Origin of the sequence: Arcticibacter tournemirensis, from assembly GCF_006716645.1 — a bacterium.
Lineage (GTDB): Bacteria > Bacteroidota > Bacteroidia > Sphingobacteriales > Sphingobacteriaceae > Arcticibacter > Arcticibacter tournemirensis.
The window spans coordinates 3,432,009-3,445,876 of record NZ_VFPL01000001.1 but is presented as its reverse complement, the minus strand read 5'-3'; the positions used below and the strand labels follow the sequence as shown (position 1 = coordinate 3,445,876).

Genomic DNA, 13,868 nt, shown 5'->3' with positions numbered 1-13,868 from the left:
AAATGCTTAAGGTTCAAAATTAAAAACCCTCGTTTCTTTCCATTGTTAAATAAGTAGTTTAACAACATCTATCTAAAAAACAGAACATGCAGGAACAAAATGAATTGCAGGGTGCACAGCCACCACAGCATCAGGAGAGACAGCCGGGGATTGAGTCGGAGATGACCCCGAGACCAGCCTATGAGGGTGAACAGCAGGACGTATTTTCTAAACTGGCAGGTAAAGTTGCTATCATTACTGGTGGCGACAGTGGTATTGGCCGTGCTGTTGCCGTGGCATTTGCCCGTGAAGGGGCAGACGTAGTAGTATCTTATCTTGATGAACATGAGGACGCAAAGGAAACAAAATGGCAGGTGGAAAGGGAAGGGCAGAAATGCCTTCTGATCGCAGGAGATATCAGTACCGAAGCTCATTGTATCGATATTGTAGAAAAAGCCGTGGGAGAATTTGGAAGATTGGATATTGTGGTTAACAATGCCGCGGTTCAGTATCCGCAGGAAAACCTGGAAGACATTACAGAGGAGCAGCTTGTAAGGACGTTTCGCACCAATATTTTTCCTCATTTCTTTCTCACGAAGGCAGCGTTGAAGTATCTGCAGAAGGGAAGCGCCATTATCAATACAACATCCGTAACCGCTTACCGGGGCAGCAGCCATCTGATAGACTATGCATCTACAAAAGGAGCTATTGTTGGATTCACCAGGTCGCTGTCGTCGACACTGGCGTCAAGAGGCATTCGAGTAAATGCGGTAGCTCCTGGACCTATCTGGACTCCTTTGATTCCGGCCAGCTTTCCCGAAGAACATGTTGCTACCTTCGGTACCGACGTTCCAATGAAACGCGCCGGGCAGCCCGAAGAAGTGGCCACTTGTTATGTGTTTCTGGCGTCGGTAGATTCAAGTTACATGACCGGCCAGGTACTGCATCCGAATGGAGGAGAAATAATAAATGGATAGACATGAATTAAAAAACGGTTAATAAATTGTAATATTTATTATAATATTTAATTTCTTGAAGCAGTAATTTTTAAAATATTTCAACAGGATAAAGATTTAGTTATCAATGCAATAAGCGAATAAAATGAGCCCGGATTATCAGGAATAAACCGGGCCTTTTTGTTAACTCCTTAACTTACTGTATAATAAAAATTTCGCTAAAGGCTTAAACCTGTTATTTTTGCTATCTACAACCAAAGTATCATAATGAAACTAAGTCAAAAAGAAGCAGTTTTTGCCAGTGAAGTGGTCACACGATTTGAGCTTTATAACAGCTTATTTCTAACTCTTCCGTTTTACCGGGTAAAGCATACCGGGACCCTCTTGCCCTTTTTTACATCGCATTGCGAAGAAAGTGTCAGGCAGAATATTGCTCCTTCTGAAATTATTGAAAGTTTTTTCGGGCAATATGAACAGTATGTACAGGCGGCCGACCGTTTCGACCTTCTGTTCAGGTTTATTCAGTATATCGAACGCCAGGTGGTTCTCTTTGATGCTATCGAGGATTCGGCTTTCAACAAAACACATAGTCCCGAAGAAAGTGGTTCTTTGATCGCTCTATTGCAGCAGAGTTCTACGAATTCTTCTACAAAGGCGAAGCTGAGGCAGAAACTTCAGGATTTTTCTTTAAGGCTGGTGCTTACAGCTCACCCCACACAGTTTTATCCTGGACGGGTGCTTGCTATTATAACCGACCTTACCGAAGCAATTAAATCAAATAATATCAACGAAATACACCTTTTGCTGCAGCAGCTGGGCAAAACTCCTTTTTTCAATAAGAGCAAGCCGACCCCGGTAAACGAGGCGGCGAGCCTGGCATGGTTCCTTGAAAACGTGTTTTATCACGTGGTGTCGAATCTGCAGAAGGAAATCGAGAATGAATTCGAAGGTCCGATCTTTAATGCTCACCAGCTCATCGAACTTGGCTTCTGGCCCGGCGGCGACCGCGACGGCAACCCGAATGTTACCACTCAAAGTACAAAGGAGGTTTCGGAGCTGCTAAGGGAGATCCTGTTCCGTTGTTACTACCGCGATTTCAGATCGCTCCGCCGCCGTATCACCTTCAGAGGGGTGGAAGATTATATGAACCGGCTGCAGGACCTGTTTTATCAAAACAGCTTTGTGAAAGCGGGTGAGCCTAAAAATCAAAAAGATGAGATCATCGAGAATCTGGAAGCTGTGAAAGATGTGCTTCTTAAGGTGCATGATGGTTTATTTACCGACAGAATTGATGACCTGGTACACAAGGTAAGATTGTTTGGATGCTATTTTGCGTCTCTCGATATCCGCCAGGACAGCAGGGTACTCAGAAAAGCTCATCAGGAAGGCCGGGTTCATTTAAAAAAACTGTTACCCGATGATTACGATTCTTTATCCGAAGAGGAGAAACTAGCGCTGATTAATTTCGAGGAGGCCGATATTCCTGCAGAGGGTTACGAAGACCTGAGTACGGACACGTTCAGTACCATCAGACTGATGAAGCGCATGCAAAGTGCGGGAGGAGAGAAGGCTTCTCACCGGTTTATTATTAGTAACTGTCAGCAGGCTTCGGATATTCTGCAGCTAATTAATATGTTCTTGTGGAGCGGTTGGAAAAAGGAAGAGCTAACGGTTGATTTCGTTCCTCTGTTCGAAACGGTGCAAGACCTTAAAGCTGCCGGTACCGTTATGGAACGCCTTTATTCGAATCCTTTCTACAAGGAGCATCTGAAGAACAGGGATGATAAACAGGTTATCATGCTCGGCTTTTCAGACAGTACCAAAGATGGTGGATATCTGATGGCGAACTGGTCAATCTATAAAGCAAAAGTGGAACTCACCGCTCTGGCAAGGAAATATGGCATTCAGCTCGCGTTTTTCGACGGTCGCGGCGGGCCTCCTGCACGTGGCGGAGGCAAAACTCATCGCTTTTATGCCACCATGGGTAAAGAAATCGCTAACGACCAGATTCAGCTTACTATACAGGGACAAACCATCAGCAGCCAGTACGGATCGTTTGACACGGCTCATTTTAATATCGAGCAGATGATCAATGCGGGCGTTCTTTCTTCTTACGATGAAAACGACAAGAACACGCTGACCACTAAGCAGAAAGACCTTCTTGCTTCAATGGCTGATACAAGTCACAAAGCGTTTGTTTCGTTAAGAGAAGACCCTCTTTTCCTTAAATACCTCGAAGAACATAGCCCTCTGAAGTTGCTATCTCAAATCAATATAAGCAGCAGGCCTGTTAAGAGGAATTCGGGTGGCGAATTAAAACTTGAGGATTTAAGAGCAATCAGTTTTGTAACTGCCTGGACGCAGCTTAAACAGAATATCCCGGGATTTTATGGAGTAGGCTCGACTTTGAAGAAGGCGAAAGAAGATGGGATCTGGGATGATGTGAAAGCGCTTTACGAGTCGTCGGGGCAATTTAAGACCATGATGGATAACTGCATCATGTCGATGTCGAAAGCCGATTTCAGGGTTACTGCGTACCTGGAGTCAGATCCGGTGTTCGGGCCTTTCTGGACCCGTCTCAAGAACGAATACGACCTTACCCGCAGACTGATGCTTGAACTTACCGGTACTACTGTTCTGATGGAGCAATATCCTGTAGAACGGCGGTCTATAGCCTTAAGGGAAAAAATTATTTTACCGTTGGTGATCATCCAGCATTATGCGCTTCAGCAGCTCGAGTCAAAAAATAATGATGAGGAAACCGTTAACATACTTAATAAATTAATTATCAGAACGGTGTATGGCATTGTTAACGCAGGCAGAAATGTAGCCTAGGGGAAAAGGTAATTGCTTAAAAATTAAAAACAGACTTTGATTTAAGGTGTTAGCTTACTGAATCAATTTACTGAAACTATGAAAAAAAGCAATTATCTCCTTTTAATTTTAGCCGCGGGTATGCTGGCGTTCCAGTCATGCGGCAATAGCAATTCAGGTAAGACCGACAGCACCGAACAGGCAGCGGAGGCTAACGAGCAAAAAGACAATGTTCATCCGGAAGACTCCGACTTTATGGTGAAAGCTGCAGATGCAGGTATGGCCGAGGTTGAGTTAGGCAATCTCGCTCAGCAGAATGCCAGCGATCAGCGGGTTAAGGACTTTGGAGCCATGATGGTAAAAGACCATACTAAAGCAAACGACGAGCTGAAAGCCCTTGCTGCAACGAAAAACGTAACGCTGCCGGCTACACTTGGCGAGGAACATCAGAAGCATTTCGAAGAGATGAAGAAAATGACTGGTGCCGAGTTTGATAAACACTATATGGATATGATGGTAAACGATCATCAGAAAGTTATAGATATGTTCGAATCGGCTTCTGAAAATGAAAAAGATCTGGATGTGAAAGCTTTTGCATCTAAGACACTTCCGGTTCTAAATGCGCACCTCGCTTCGGCTAAAGAAGTGAATGACGCATTGAAAAAGTAAAAAAAGGTTGTTTAATCTTCTTTAGTACAAAAGGATAGTGAAAGCTATCCTTTTTTTGTTGACCCGTCCAGCCAATAAACTTTTATCAATGAGCCACATTCTTTATATTCGAACCAGAAACCCGGTGTGGCCGGATAAATAGATTATGACATATTGCCTTGCGATTAAAGTTAAAGAAGGCCTGGTAGGCATCGCTGACACCCGCATTACTTCGGGTACAGATACCACAATAAAAAAGAAACTTTTTGTTGAGCAGAAAGCTAATGGTTCTCTTTTTATAATGACCAGCGGATTGAGGTCGGTAAGAGATAAAGCTATTATCTATTTTAAAGAACAAATAGATCAGGGAGCGGAATATAATAAGTTGTATAAAGCGGTTAATGCATTTGGCGAACAGGTGCGAAGGGTAGCAGAAGAAGACAAGGCTGCACTGGAAAAGTCGGGCTTTAAGTTTAACCTGACGACAATTATCGGAGGCCAGTTGAAGGATGATGACGAACACAAGCTGTTTCAGTTGTATCCTGAAGGAAACTGGGTTGAACTCGATCAGGGCTCTCCGTTCGTCATTATTGGCAATTCGGGTCCGGGAAAGCCCATCCTTAACCGTACCCTTGATGACAACTCAAGTATGGAACTTGCTCTGAAAACCGGTTTTCTGTCTTTCGATTCTACCCGGATGAGTTCAAACGATGTGGAATTTCCAATTGATGTAGTGCTTTACAGAAAAGATAGTTTTGACATCATAGAACACCGGTTTGAAAAGAAGGATCTGGAATATATTTCTGCTCAGTGGGCGGAGGAACTAAAAACGGCACTTTTAAATATTCCGGATGACTGGATGAATGCAGCATTCAGCAAGGTGCCCGTCGCTAAAGATTGTTAATTAAGTTACCTATGAAGTTTAAGGTTTCCGGGGATATAGTGTACGAAACGTATTCCGACTCAACTATCATATTGAATATTCATGCATTGCGCACTCCCGGGCAGACTGTACTGGAGGAATCGTTCACCGTGGAACCGTACTTCAAAATAGAGGAACTCGTTTCGGAGCAGGGCGAAAACCGCTTAGCCAGGATAGAAGTACCGGCCAATACAAAAGTCGGCTTTTCTTACCAGGCTCTTGTAGATAATTCCTATAGGGTTTTGACGCGGGACGACTTGTATGACGTGCCTGTAGCAGCGATGGATGCATCTGTTCTTCCGTTTTTATTTCCAAGCCGGTATTGCCAGTCGGATAAGCTTTACAGGCTTGCAAATAATAAGTTTGGCAATATAGAACATCCGTATGCCAAGGTTATGGCTCTTACAGAATGGATTTTCCGAAATGTTGAATACCTAAGCGGATCGACCGACTCGCAGACTTCCGCTTATGATACCGTAACTGAGCAGGCGGGGGTCTGCCGTGATTTTGCACATCTCGGAATAGCTCTTTGCCGTGCTCTTACTATTCCCGCACGATACTTTACCGGGTATGCTTATCAATTAAATCCACCTGATTTTCACGCTTGTTTTGAAGCGTACCTGGGAGGGCACTGGGTGGTTTTTGACCCCACTAAACTATGTCCTTTAAATGGCTTTATCAAAATAGCTTCCGGCAGGGACGCAGCTGATACAGCCATAGCTAACTTATTCGGCAACATATTTTGTCATACGATACAAACCAGTTGTGAGCTGTGCGATGAGGGTTTTGAACCGCTGTTTTACGATCCCTCAGATATAAAGGCAATATCGTATCAATAACATCTGCATCCCTTTCTTATTTATTGCTGCGGTACAACTTTAGAGGCAGTTGCTTGTTGTTGTGGTGATGAAGAAAATTTTACTGGTTTCAGGCGCTTTAATTGTGCTTATAATAATAGGTTCCTATCTGTATCTCAAATACCGAAAGCTCGACGATTTTGAACCTAACCTCAAGCAGAAACTTCAACAAATTGTTACACAGGGTTCTGGCGGCCTCTATAAGTTGGAGGTGGGTAAGATAAATGTGGATGTGGTTAATGCCCGTGTAATCCTTTCGGATATTCATATCACCTATGACTCGACAGTCTACGCACAGCTTCTGGAGTCGAATCGTGCGCCCAAAGATGTTTTTGATATCCAGCTAACATCTCTGGCAGTAGATGGCATCAAACCGGAAGATGTGATCAGCAGGAAAGATATCCGACTGAATATTTTGTATGTTAATAAGCCCGTTATACATCTGTACCATCATAAAAATGCAGTTAATACGAAGAAGAAAGATTCTCCAGGCGTTTATCAGCTTATAAGGAAAGAGCTTGGCAGTTTTGGATTGAACAAGCTTTCGCTTAAGAATGTCGATTTTACCTATCATAACGTTGGAGACAAAGTTCAAAGTAGTTTCAAGGATCTGTATCTTGATTTGGACGACATCCTGATTGATGAAAGCACGCAATTGGACACAACCCGTTTTCTGTATGCGAAGGACGCTGTGATTTCTTTGAAAGATTTCGTCCATAAGACGGCCGACAGCATTTATAACATCCGGTTCGACAGTATTTCTATTCTTGCCGCTAAAAGTGAGGTGAACATTAAAAGACTTAAAGTTGAACCCAGGGCTGGCAAAACGGCTTTCAGAAAACTGGTTAAAATAAGGCAGGACCGCTACGATATAACCGTTAACAACGTACGGATGAAAAATATTGACTGGTGGAAATTTATCGCCGACGAAGGTTTGTTTATTGAAGATGCGGGCATTTCTGATGGAAAGATTGAAATATACAGCGATAAGGCTATTCCTGCGGGAAACAAAAAGAAGCTCGGAGGCTATCCTCATCAGAAATTGTTTAAGATAAACATGCCACTGCATATTGAAAAGATCAACGTTAGAAACCTGGATGTCACTTACAGTGAGCTGAATACAAAAACAGGGAAGGAGGGGGATATCATTTTCAGGAACACATATGCCACTGTTGCAAATGTCACCAATATCCCTGAACTGATCCGGAAAAATGAAGTATTGAAAATTGATGCCACTTCTCAGTTTATGAAAGTGGGGGCGCTTAAGGCCGGCTTCAGGTTTAATCTTGCCAGGCAAAAGGAAGGGATATTTTCTGTTTATGCCGACCTCGGGCAAATGGATGGTAAGGCTCTCAATGCGGCGACGGTTCCTCTGGGTTCTGTAGAGATCAAGTCGGCTGCGATAAAGCGTTTTAAAGCGAATATTAGCGGAAACAATTATAATGCAAAGGGCAAAATATTTATTACTTACAACGACCTCAAGATTAATGCGTTAAAAAAGGATGATGAGGGCAAGTTGAAAAAGAGGGGCCTTGTAAGCTTCATTGCAAACAACTTTAAAATCAATGAGCGTTATCCGAAAAAGGGAGACGAAGCCCAAACATTTAATTCCTATTATGAACGCCCGCTTGAAAAGTCGTTCTTCAATCTCATTTGGAAGACCATATTTGTGGGTGTTAAGGAGCCTGTTGGAATATAATGATGTGATACAATGAAAATTCTGACACTGCAGGCTGAATAGAGTAAAATTTTTATATTGCAGTTGTAAATATATAACTTATGAGCCATCCGATTGTTACAGGTATCCTCTCGTACGGGATGTCGGGACGCGTTTTTCATGCGCCTTTTGTTGATATAAATCCCTTATTTGATCTATACGCCGTAACCGAACGAAATAAAAAAAAGGCGCAGGAACGTTATGCGAACGTTATTAGCTATAATTCGGTTGACGAGCTTCTTAGCGACCCCAAAGTGGAGTTGGTAATCGTTAACACGCCTAATAATACGCACTTTGAGTTCGCAAAGAAAGCTCTTGAAGCCGGAAAGCATATCCTTGTAGAAAAGCCTTTCGCTTCATCTTCGGAGGAGGCAAAGCAATTGTTTGATCTCGGACGACAGAACGGCTGTAAAGTGATGGTTTATCAGAATAGAAGATTTGATTCTGACTTCCAAAGTGTTAAATCTGTAATACAGGACGGAAGCTTGGGCCGGTTGATAGAGGTCAATTTTCGCTTTGACCGTTACAGGCGAGAGATAAGTCAAAAAACTTTCAAAGAGGAGCCGCTGCCCGCGAGTGGTTTGAGGTACGATCTGGGCCCTCATCTTATCGACCAGGTCATCAGCCTCTTTGGAAAACCTTTAGCTGTGAGAGGATCGAGTGGTAGTTTCCGGCCGGACTCGAAAGTAGACGATTATATACATTACCACCTGGTATTTCCAGACAATCTGAATGTTTTCATTACGTCAAGCCTTCTTGTTGCCGATCCTTTGCCGTCGTTTGTAGTTCATGGTACTGAGGGCTCTTTTATCAAATCCAGGGCTGACGTTCAGGAAACGCAGCTCGATCAGGGAATGTCTCCAAATGACTCCGGCTATGGAATAGAACCTGACGGATCTGAAGGTCGTCTCACTACAATTGACAAAGAAGGGAAAAGAAAAACCGAGTATATCACTTCTTTAAGAGCCAATTATAATCATCTGTTCAATGCCGTATATTCCACTGTCAGAAATAATGAACCCTTTCCGGTAAAAGAGGAAGAAGTAATATGGCAGATGGAAATACTCGAAAACGAGGATTATCCGGCCAATCCGTAAGTTTTTAAAACAGGCAGAATGATAGGCTGTTACTTACTAAATTCATTCTGCCTTTATGGAAACAAAAGAAAAAAACGGTTATAAGAAGATCAAAAGCCGGGATCTTGAATACTTTACAGTCGCCCCGCATGTGTGGGGGATGAAAATCGTGTTTGTAAACGTCTACATCATCGCAGCAGGCGATGAAGGAGGGAATAGTTGGGTGCTCGTTGATGCAGGATTGAAAGGCTCAGGTAAGAAGATCGTTCGAATGGCCGAAGATATATTTGGGCCTGGCACTAAGCCTGCAGCTATTCTTTTAACTCACGGGCATTTTGATCATGTTGGAGCACTCGGGGAACTGCTGGCCGTTTGGGACGTCCCTGTTTATTCGCATTATCTTGAACTACCTTACCTGAAAGGTATCTCAAGCTATCCGCCACCTGATCCGATGGTTGGAGGTGGTTTAATGAGTATGATGTCGTGGATGTATCCCAGGAGTCCTAAAGATCTGGGCAAGAGAGTTCACCGGCTAGGTACAGATGATAAGGTTCCTGGTTTGCCCGATTGGAGGTTCATTCACACTCCGGGCCATTCGCCCGGACAGGTTTCATTCTACCGCGATTCGGATAAAACGCTGATAGCTGCTGACGCATTTGTCACTACACGACAAGAATCGGCATTTTCCGTAATCACTCAGATGAAGCGCCTGTCGGGCCCACCTAAGTATTTCACTACAGATTGGGTTGCTTCGAAACGATCTGTTCAGATTCTTGCTTCCCTGGAACCAGAGAGCGCGGCAAGTGGGCACGGATACCCCATGTATGGAGATGAATTAAGATCGTCGCTCAGGAGACTTGCAGAGAACTTTGAAGAAGAGGCGGTGCCTTCCTATGGTCGGTATGTAAAAGAGTCTGCCAGAGCAAATAAGAATGGCGTTCAATATATTCCGCAGGCGGTGGTGAACCCTAAATTACTTGCGGGTGCCGTGCTCATTGGAGCGGCAACCGCTCTCGGTCTGGTACTCGCTCTAAACCGTAAGAAAAAGAGTTTCTCTTATAAGAAGCTCATATAAAGTACTTAATAAGAACATTTTAGTCTTCATAGTTGTTATGTATTAAACTAAACGAAAGGAAAATGAAAAAGTTAAGTCTTTTGTTAATCGCTGGTTCATTTCTTGTTTTTGCATGCAATAATTCAGGAAAAAACAAAACCGGCGACACAGACACAACTGCTGTTGACAGCGGGGCCCTTACTCATGAGGATTCTGAATTTGTGAACAAGGCGGCGATGGGGGGCATGATGGAAATAGAGCTTGGGAAGCTGGCTGAGAAACAGGCCCTGAATGACCGTGTAAAAAACTTCGGCGCAATGATGGTAAAAGATCACACCAGGGCCGGAGAGGAATTGAAAGCATTAGCTTCGCAGAGGAATTGGATGCTACCCGCCTCTGTAACAGAGAAACACCGGGAAGATATTGAAAAAATGAAGAGGAAGAAAGGAGTGGATTTTGATAAGTCATATATGAAGATGATGCTCTCTGACCATAGGCACGATATTTCGGACTTCAAAAAAGTTGCAGAAAAAAGTTCGGATGCCGATCTGAAGGCCTATGCTGCAAAAATACTTCCGGTATTGAAGGTGCATCTTGATTCAGCGAAATCCATCAATAGGGAGGTAAAGGCAAGTGTCGATCCGGGGGATATAACATCAGGAATGGAGGTACATCCTTTAAAATAGGTAGTGTCTGTTTGTTTGACTCAACTTATATTTAAAAAAGAAAAGCCCTGCTCAGAACGCAGGGCTTTTTCTTTAGACGATGTTTCTCCTGCATTAGGTGGAATAACGGTAAAATCCAGCAATTTCTGTATCGGCAGGCATTTTTTCTTTGTCGAGCATATGAACAGCGCCGCCATTCATGATGGTTTTGACAATCGCCTTATTAATAAGACATTCGTCATCCGGTCCCTTCGACTCGTGAATGAGGAGCTCATTATCGGCTTCGTTAAATCTTCCCCAGATATGCTGGTCTTTCTGGACGAAAAGGTCAGACACCTGCCCGAAATGGCTGGCAGGTATAACCTCTTCCGGAATCGAAGACGTTAACTCATTTGCGGAGTTGTTATAGTAGTTAAGAAGCGCTTTCTTTGTGTCCTCCTTAAAATAAGGCTCCATTTTGCCGCGGATCTTTTCGTAAAGCGAATTCCTCTCTTCATGTTCAAAGTTGCCCGTGAGGTGCTCGTTCCAGATGTATTTATACTTAGAAACCTGTTTATAAGCCGCCAGTACATAGTCAACCGCAGCTATTACAAGAGGCACATTCTGGGTAGAGAGAAGCTCTGTCCATAGCGTTTGATCAACTTCCTTCAGGTATTGATCCAGGTATTCGTCGTCGTCGGCGAGGCCTGCACCATGCCCGTGGAAGTTAGCCCCTTCTGTGGCTCCCGACCCTGCACTTGCACCGGCTCTTCTCATGAGTTGTTTGCCGCCTTTCTCTTCAAACCGGACGACGTCATCTATGCCATCGGGCAAACCTTCAACTTCTATTTTTTTCATTCCGTAAGCATCCGCCTCGTACACCTTAGCGTCATGCTTGCTCAATACCAACAGATAGAAGGGCTTCCGGGCCTTCATTAACGGAAGTAACGGCGCAATAAAAAATGACGAATTAACCATTAGCTTCTCTTTTACCTGTATTGGTAGCTTTATGACCTTTACTATTTTCTCAGACAGAAAAACAGCAAGGCTTGCAGACTGGTTTTTCCAGAAGCCTTCGTCGTCGTCAAGTAATTTGAATCCCTTTCTCAATACTTTATCTATCGCTGCCTGGTCCAGCCCCTTTTCTTCAAGCTGCTGCCTGGCTTTCTGAAGATTATTTTTGAATGTAATTATATCGTGTTTCTCGTTTACTCCATATCCTGAACTGTGCGTAGGTATATATATAGTAACACAGTCCTGAGCCTGATGATTGGCAAGCTCGCTGAATTCTTCTTTCGTGATAATCATTGGCTTGTTTATTTATTGTCGTTTGAATTATCTTCTCCTTTACTCAAGTTCCGGTTCACATGCCGGACGTTCACATTCGGAGAAAGCTCGTCGGCCCCGTCTGTATACTTTTCAGCAATTGCGTTATCCTGTTCGAGATCAGTTACTGCAAAAGCATTTTTTAATCCATGTGTTTCCTTGCCGTTACCGCTTGGTTTTCCTTTGGGAGGAACAAACCCTGTTTTACTTTTTGCCATAATCAAAATTTAAGATGTAATTTATTGTTAATAGAGCCGCGCTGGCCCACCGTATAGAGGCAGTATGATCTGCCGGTGATGAAAGATTTTAAGAGAAATCCCAGGGTTGGTTTACGATTGACAGATACGATTTATTGTTTGTTTCAAATGCAATACCTTAGAATTCTCATTAGCTGCTGTTTTCATAAGTATTAAATTAAGTTGAAGCAATTATTAACTGATCGCTTACTTTTTAACTTAATTAAAATGAAAGAGTTTTAAAAAGTTGCTTTAAAACCGGCAAACGTTATCTGATGGTATTGAGGCTGAATAGCTTATGTTTTGTTGCTTTACTGCTCAGAAAGAGGTGGGACGATAACGGTGAGTGCACCGGGAAGAATCTCAATTTCTATCAGCCGGGTTTTGCCGATAACTTCACCATCTATCTGCAGGGTGGTTTTCTTAGAGGTTCGTATAATGGCCTTACTGCTTGGGAGTACTTCAGCGTACTCTGAGCTATGCAGGTTACCACGGAGCATTTTCCAGGCTATGGAAAGAAGTTTTACGCGCGGAAATGGCTTTATAATCACCAGCTCAAATTTTCCGTCATCAAGCTTACCCACAGGATTAATTACCACGCCTGTTCCATATTTCGAAGCATTTGCAAATGTTAAAGAGACAGCCTTTCTGGTAAATTCATGTCCGTCGGACACAATATGAAAACGATACTGCTTGATCAGAAATATTTCTGCCAACAGATGTTTCGCATAGGTAAGCATTCCCCTTTTGACATCGTCTTCGAAACGTTTCACTATTCTGGCATTCAAGCCCACGTCGGCCAGGTGGATACAGTGGATGTTGTTGATCTTTAAGAGATCAATCTTGCGTTTGACTCCGTTTTGTATCAGGCTGAAAGCATAGTCAATCCTGTTGCCTATACCAAGTTCTTTTGCCATGCCGTTTGCAGAGCCGGCAGGAATTATTAGAAGCGGGATGGAAGTGTTGCATAGTATTTTAGACATAAGGTTGACGGTTCCGTCGCCTCCAGCTACGGCTACTATATCTGGTGAAAAATCTGAGATCTCGCTTTTAATATGTTCTTCGGCGTTTTTTTCTAAACGGTATATCAAAAATTCAAAACCATTCTTCCTCGATTCAGCCGAGATCATACTCTCTAAGCCTGAGCTGCCCTGGTTACCTGACTTTGTATTAATGATAAACAATACTTTCACACAGAAACGATATTATAGTTGTTCTTTTACTTCCAGCAGGAACTTTTTAAGTTTCTCGAGAGAGTCGATCACTTTCTGATTTTCTCTGATTTCCGTCCGGTTACCTTTCAGATGCTCTTTTGCTCCCTGTAATGTAAATCCTTTTTCTTTTACAAGATGAAAAATGATCTTCAGGTTTTCCACATCTTCAGGCGAGAACAGCCGGTTTCCCTTTTTGTTCTTCTTTGGTTGAAGAACTTCAAACTCACGCTCGTAAAACCTTATTTGTGAGGCGTTCACGTTGAACATTTCTGTTATTTCGCCCATGGTGTAATAGAGCTTATTGATGTCTCTTTCTTTGTATGGCATATACAAATATAGTTTTTATGATGGCGAGTTTTATTTGAGCTGTGATGATTTTTAATAATACGTGCAACAATAACTACACGATCCAGCAGAGATACAAG

Annotated in this window: 13 protein-coding genes; 9 read left to right on the top strand and 4 right to left on the bottom strand. The window is 43.0% G+C overall.

Annotated features, from left to right (window positions below; translation table 11 throughout):
• Positions 1-86: 86 nt before the first annotated feature.
• The 9 genes from BDE36_RS14520 to BDE36_RS14480 all read left to right on the top strand — a co-directional run bounded on the left by BDE36_RS14520 (position 87) and on the right by BDE36_RS14480 (position 10,709).
• The gene (locus BDE36_RS14520; RefSeq protein WP_141815450.1) at positions 87-956 is read left to right on the top strand and encodes an SDR family oxidoreductase; all 870 of its coding nucleotides are present in this window, start codon (positions 87-89) and stop codon (positions 954-956) included.
• A gap of 246 nt (positions 957-1,202) precedes the next feature.
• The gene (locus BDE36_RS14515; protein WP_141815449.1) at positions 1,203-3,770 is read left to right on the top strand and encodes a phosphoenolpyruvate carboxylase; all 2,568 of its coding nucleotides are present in this window, start codon (positions 1,203-1,205) and stop codon (positions 3,768-3,770) included.
• A 78-nt stretch (positions 3,771-3,848) separates the two neighbouring features.
• Complete coding sequence (locus BDE36_RS14510) at positions 3,849-4,418, top strand: DUF4142 domain-containing protein (RefSeq protein ID WP_141815448.1); 570 nt, start codon at positions 3,849-3,851, stop codon at positions 4,416-4,418.
• 145 nt (positions 4,419-4,563) lie between these two features.
• Positions 4,564-5,301: a proteasome-type protease gene (locus tag BDE36_RS14505; protein WP_141815447.1), complete on the top strand. Its 738-nt coding sequence runs from the start codon at positions 4,564-4,566 to the stop codon at positions 5,299-5,301.
• Between the two features lie 11 nt (positions 5,302-5,312).
• Entirely contained in the window at positions 5,313-6,158 is an 846-nt protein-coding gene (locus tag BDE36_RS14500) for a transglutaminase-like domain-containing protein (protein WP_141815446.1), read from the top strand.
• A gap of 67 nt (positions 6,159-6,225) precedes the next feature.
• Positions 6,226-7,875 (top strand): hypothetical protein, encoded by a 1,650-nt coding sequence (locus BDE36_RS14495; RefSeq protein WP_141815445.1) that lies wholly within the window; start codon positions 6,226-6,228, stop codon positions 7,873-7,875.
• 80 nt (positions 7,876-7,955) lie between these two features.
• Positions 7,956-8,990, top strand: a complete 1,035-nt coding sequence (locus tag BDE36_RS14490) for a Gfo/Idh/MocA family oxidoreductase (protein ID WP_141815444.1) — start codon at positions 7,956-7,958, stop codon at positions 8,988-8,990.
• A gap of 55 nt (positions 8,991-9,045) precedes the next feature.
• Positions 9,046-10,044, top strand: a complete 999-nt coding sequence (locus BDE36_RS14485) for an MBL fold metallo-hydrolase (RefSeq protein WP_141815443.1) — start codon at positions 9,046-9,048, stop codon at positions 10,042-10,044.
• A gap of 62 nt (positions 10,045-10,106) precedes the next feature.
• Entirely contained in the window at positions 10,107-10,709 is a 603-nt protein-coding gene (locus BDE36_RS14480) for a DUF4142 domain-containing protein (protein ID WP_128767537.1), read from the top strand.
• A 93-nt stretch (positions 10,710-10,802) separates the two neighbouring features.
• Here BDE36_RS14480 and BDE36_RS14475 read toward each other — a convergent pair whose 3' ends face one another.
• From BDE36_RS14475 to BDE36_RS14460, 4 genes are all read right to left on the bottom strand, one after another.
• The gene (locus BDE36_RS14475) at positions 10,803-11,975 is read right to left on the bottom strand and encodes a baeRF7 domain-containing protein (RefSeq protein WP_141815442.1); all 1,173 of its coding nucleotides are present in this window, start codon (positions 11,973-11,975) and stop codon (positions 10,803-10,805) included.
• A gap of 8 nt (positions 11,976-11,983) precedes the next feature.
• On the bottom strand, positions 11,984-12,211 hold the full coding sequence (locus tag BDE36_RS14470) for a hypothetical protein (RefSeq protein WP_141815441.1): 228 nt from the start codon (positions 12,209-12,211) through the stop codon (positions 11,984-11,986).
• A gap of 329 nt (positions 12,212-12,540) precedes the next feature.
• Positions 12,541-13,422, bottom strand: a complete 882-nt coding sequence (locus tag BDE36_RS14465; protein WP_141815440.1) for a diacylglycerol/lipid kinase family protein — start codon at positions 13,420-13,422, stop codon at positions 12,541-12,543.
• A gap of 12 nt (positions 13,423-13,434) precedes the next feature.
• Positions 13,435-13,770: a MerR family transcriptional regulator gene (locus BDE36_RS14460; RefSeq protein ID WP_128767533.1), complete on the bottom strand. Its 336-nt coding sequence runs from the start codon at positions 13,768-13,770 to the stop codon at positions 13,435-13,437.
• Between the last annotated feature and the right edge of the window lie 98 nt (positions 13,771-13,868).

Excerpts from the sequence above, each read along its gene's own strand:
- BDE36_RS14520 (WP_141815450.1), top strand. The coding sequence starts at position 87 with ATGCAGGAACAAAATGAATTGCAGGGTGCACAGCCACCACAGCATCAG.
- BDE36_RS14515 (WP_141815449.1), top strand. The coding sequence starts at position 1,203 with ATGAAACTAAGTCAAAAAGAAGCAGTTTTTGCCAGTGAAGTGGTCACA.
- BDE36_RS14510 (WP_141815448.1), top strand. The coding sequence starts at position 3,849 with ATGAAAAAAAGCAATTATCTCCTTTTAATTTTAGCCGCGGGTATGCTG.
- BDE36_RS14505 (WP_141815447.1), top strand. The coding sequence starts at position 4,564 with ATGACATATTGCCTTGCGATTAAAGTTAAAGAAGGCCTGGTAGGCATC.
- BDE36_RS14500 (WP_141815446.1), top strand. The coding sequence starts at position 5,313 with ATGAAGTTTAAGGTTTCCGGGGATATAGTGTACGAAACGTATTCCGAC.
- BDE36_RS14495 (WP_141815445.1), top strand. The coding sequence starts at position 6,226 with ATGAAGAAAATTTTACTGGTTTCAGGCGCTTTAATTGTGCTTATAATA.
- BDE36_RS14490 (WP_141815444.1), top strand. The coding sequence starts at position 7,956 with ATGAGCCATCCGATTGTTACAGGTATCCTCTCGTACGGGATGTCGGGA.
- BDE36_RS14485 (WP_141815443.1), top strand. The coding sequence starts at position 9,046 with ATGGAAACAAAAGAAAAAAACGGTTATAAGAAGATCAAAAGCCGGGAT.
- BDE36_RS14480 (WP_128767537.1), top strand. The coding sequence starts at position 10,107 with ATGAAAAAGTTAAGTCTTTTGTTAATCGCTGGTTCATTTCTTGTTTTT.
- BDE36_RS14475 (WP_141815442.1), bottom strand. The coding sequence starts at position 11,975 with ATGATTATCACGAAAGAAGAATTCAGCGAGCTTGCCAATCATCAGGCT.
- BDE36_RS14470 (WP_141815441.1), bottom strand. The coding sequence starts at position 12,211 with ATGGCAAAAAGTAAAACAGGGTTTGTTCCTCCCAAAGGAAAACCAAGC.
- BDE36_RS14460 (WP_128767533.1), bottom strand. The coding sequence starts at position 13,770 with ATGCCATACAAAGAAAGAGACATCAATAAGCTCTATTACACCATGGGC.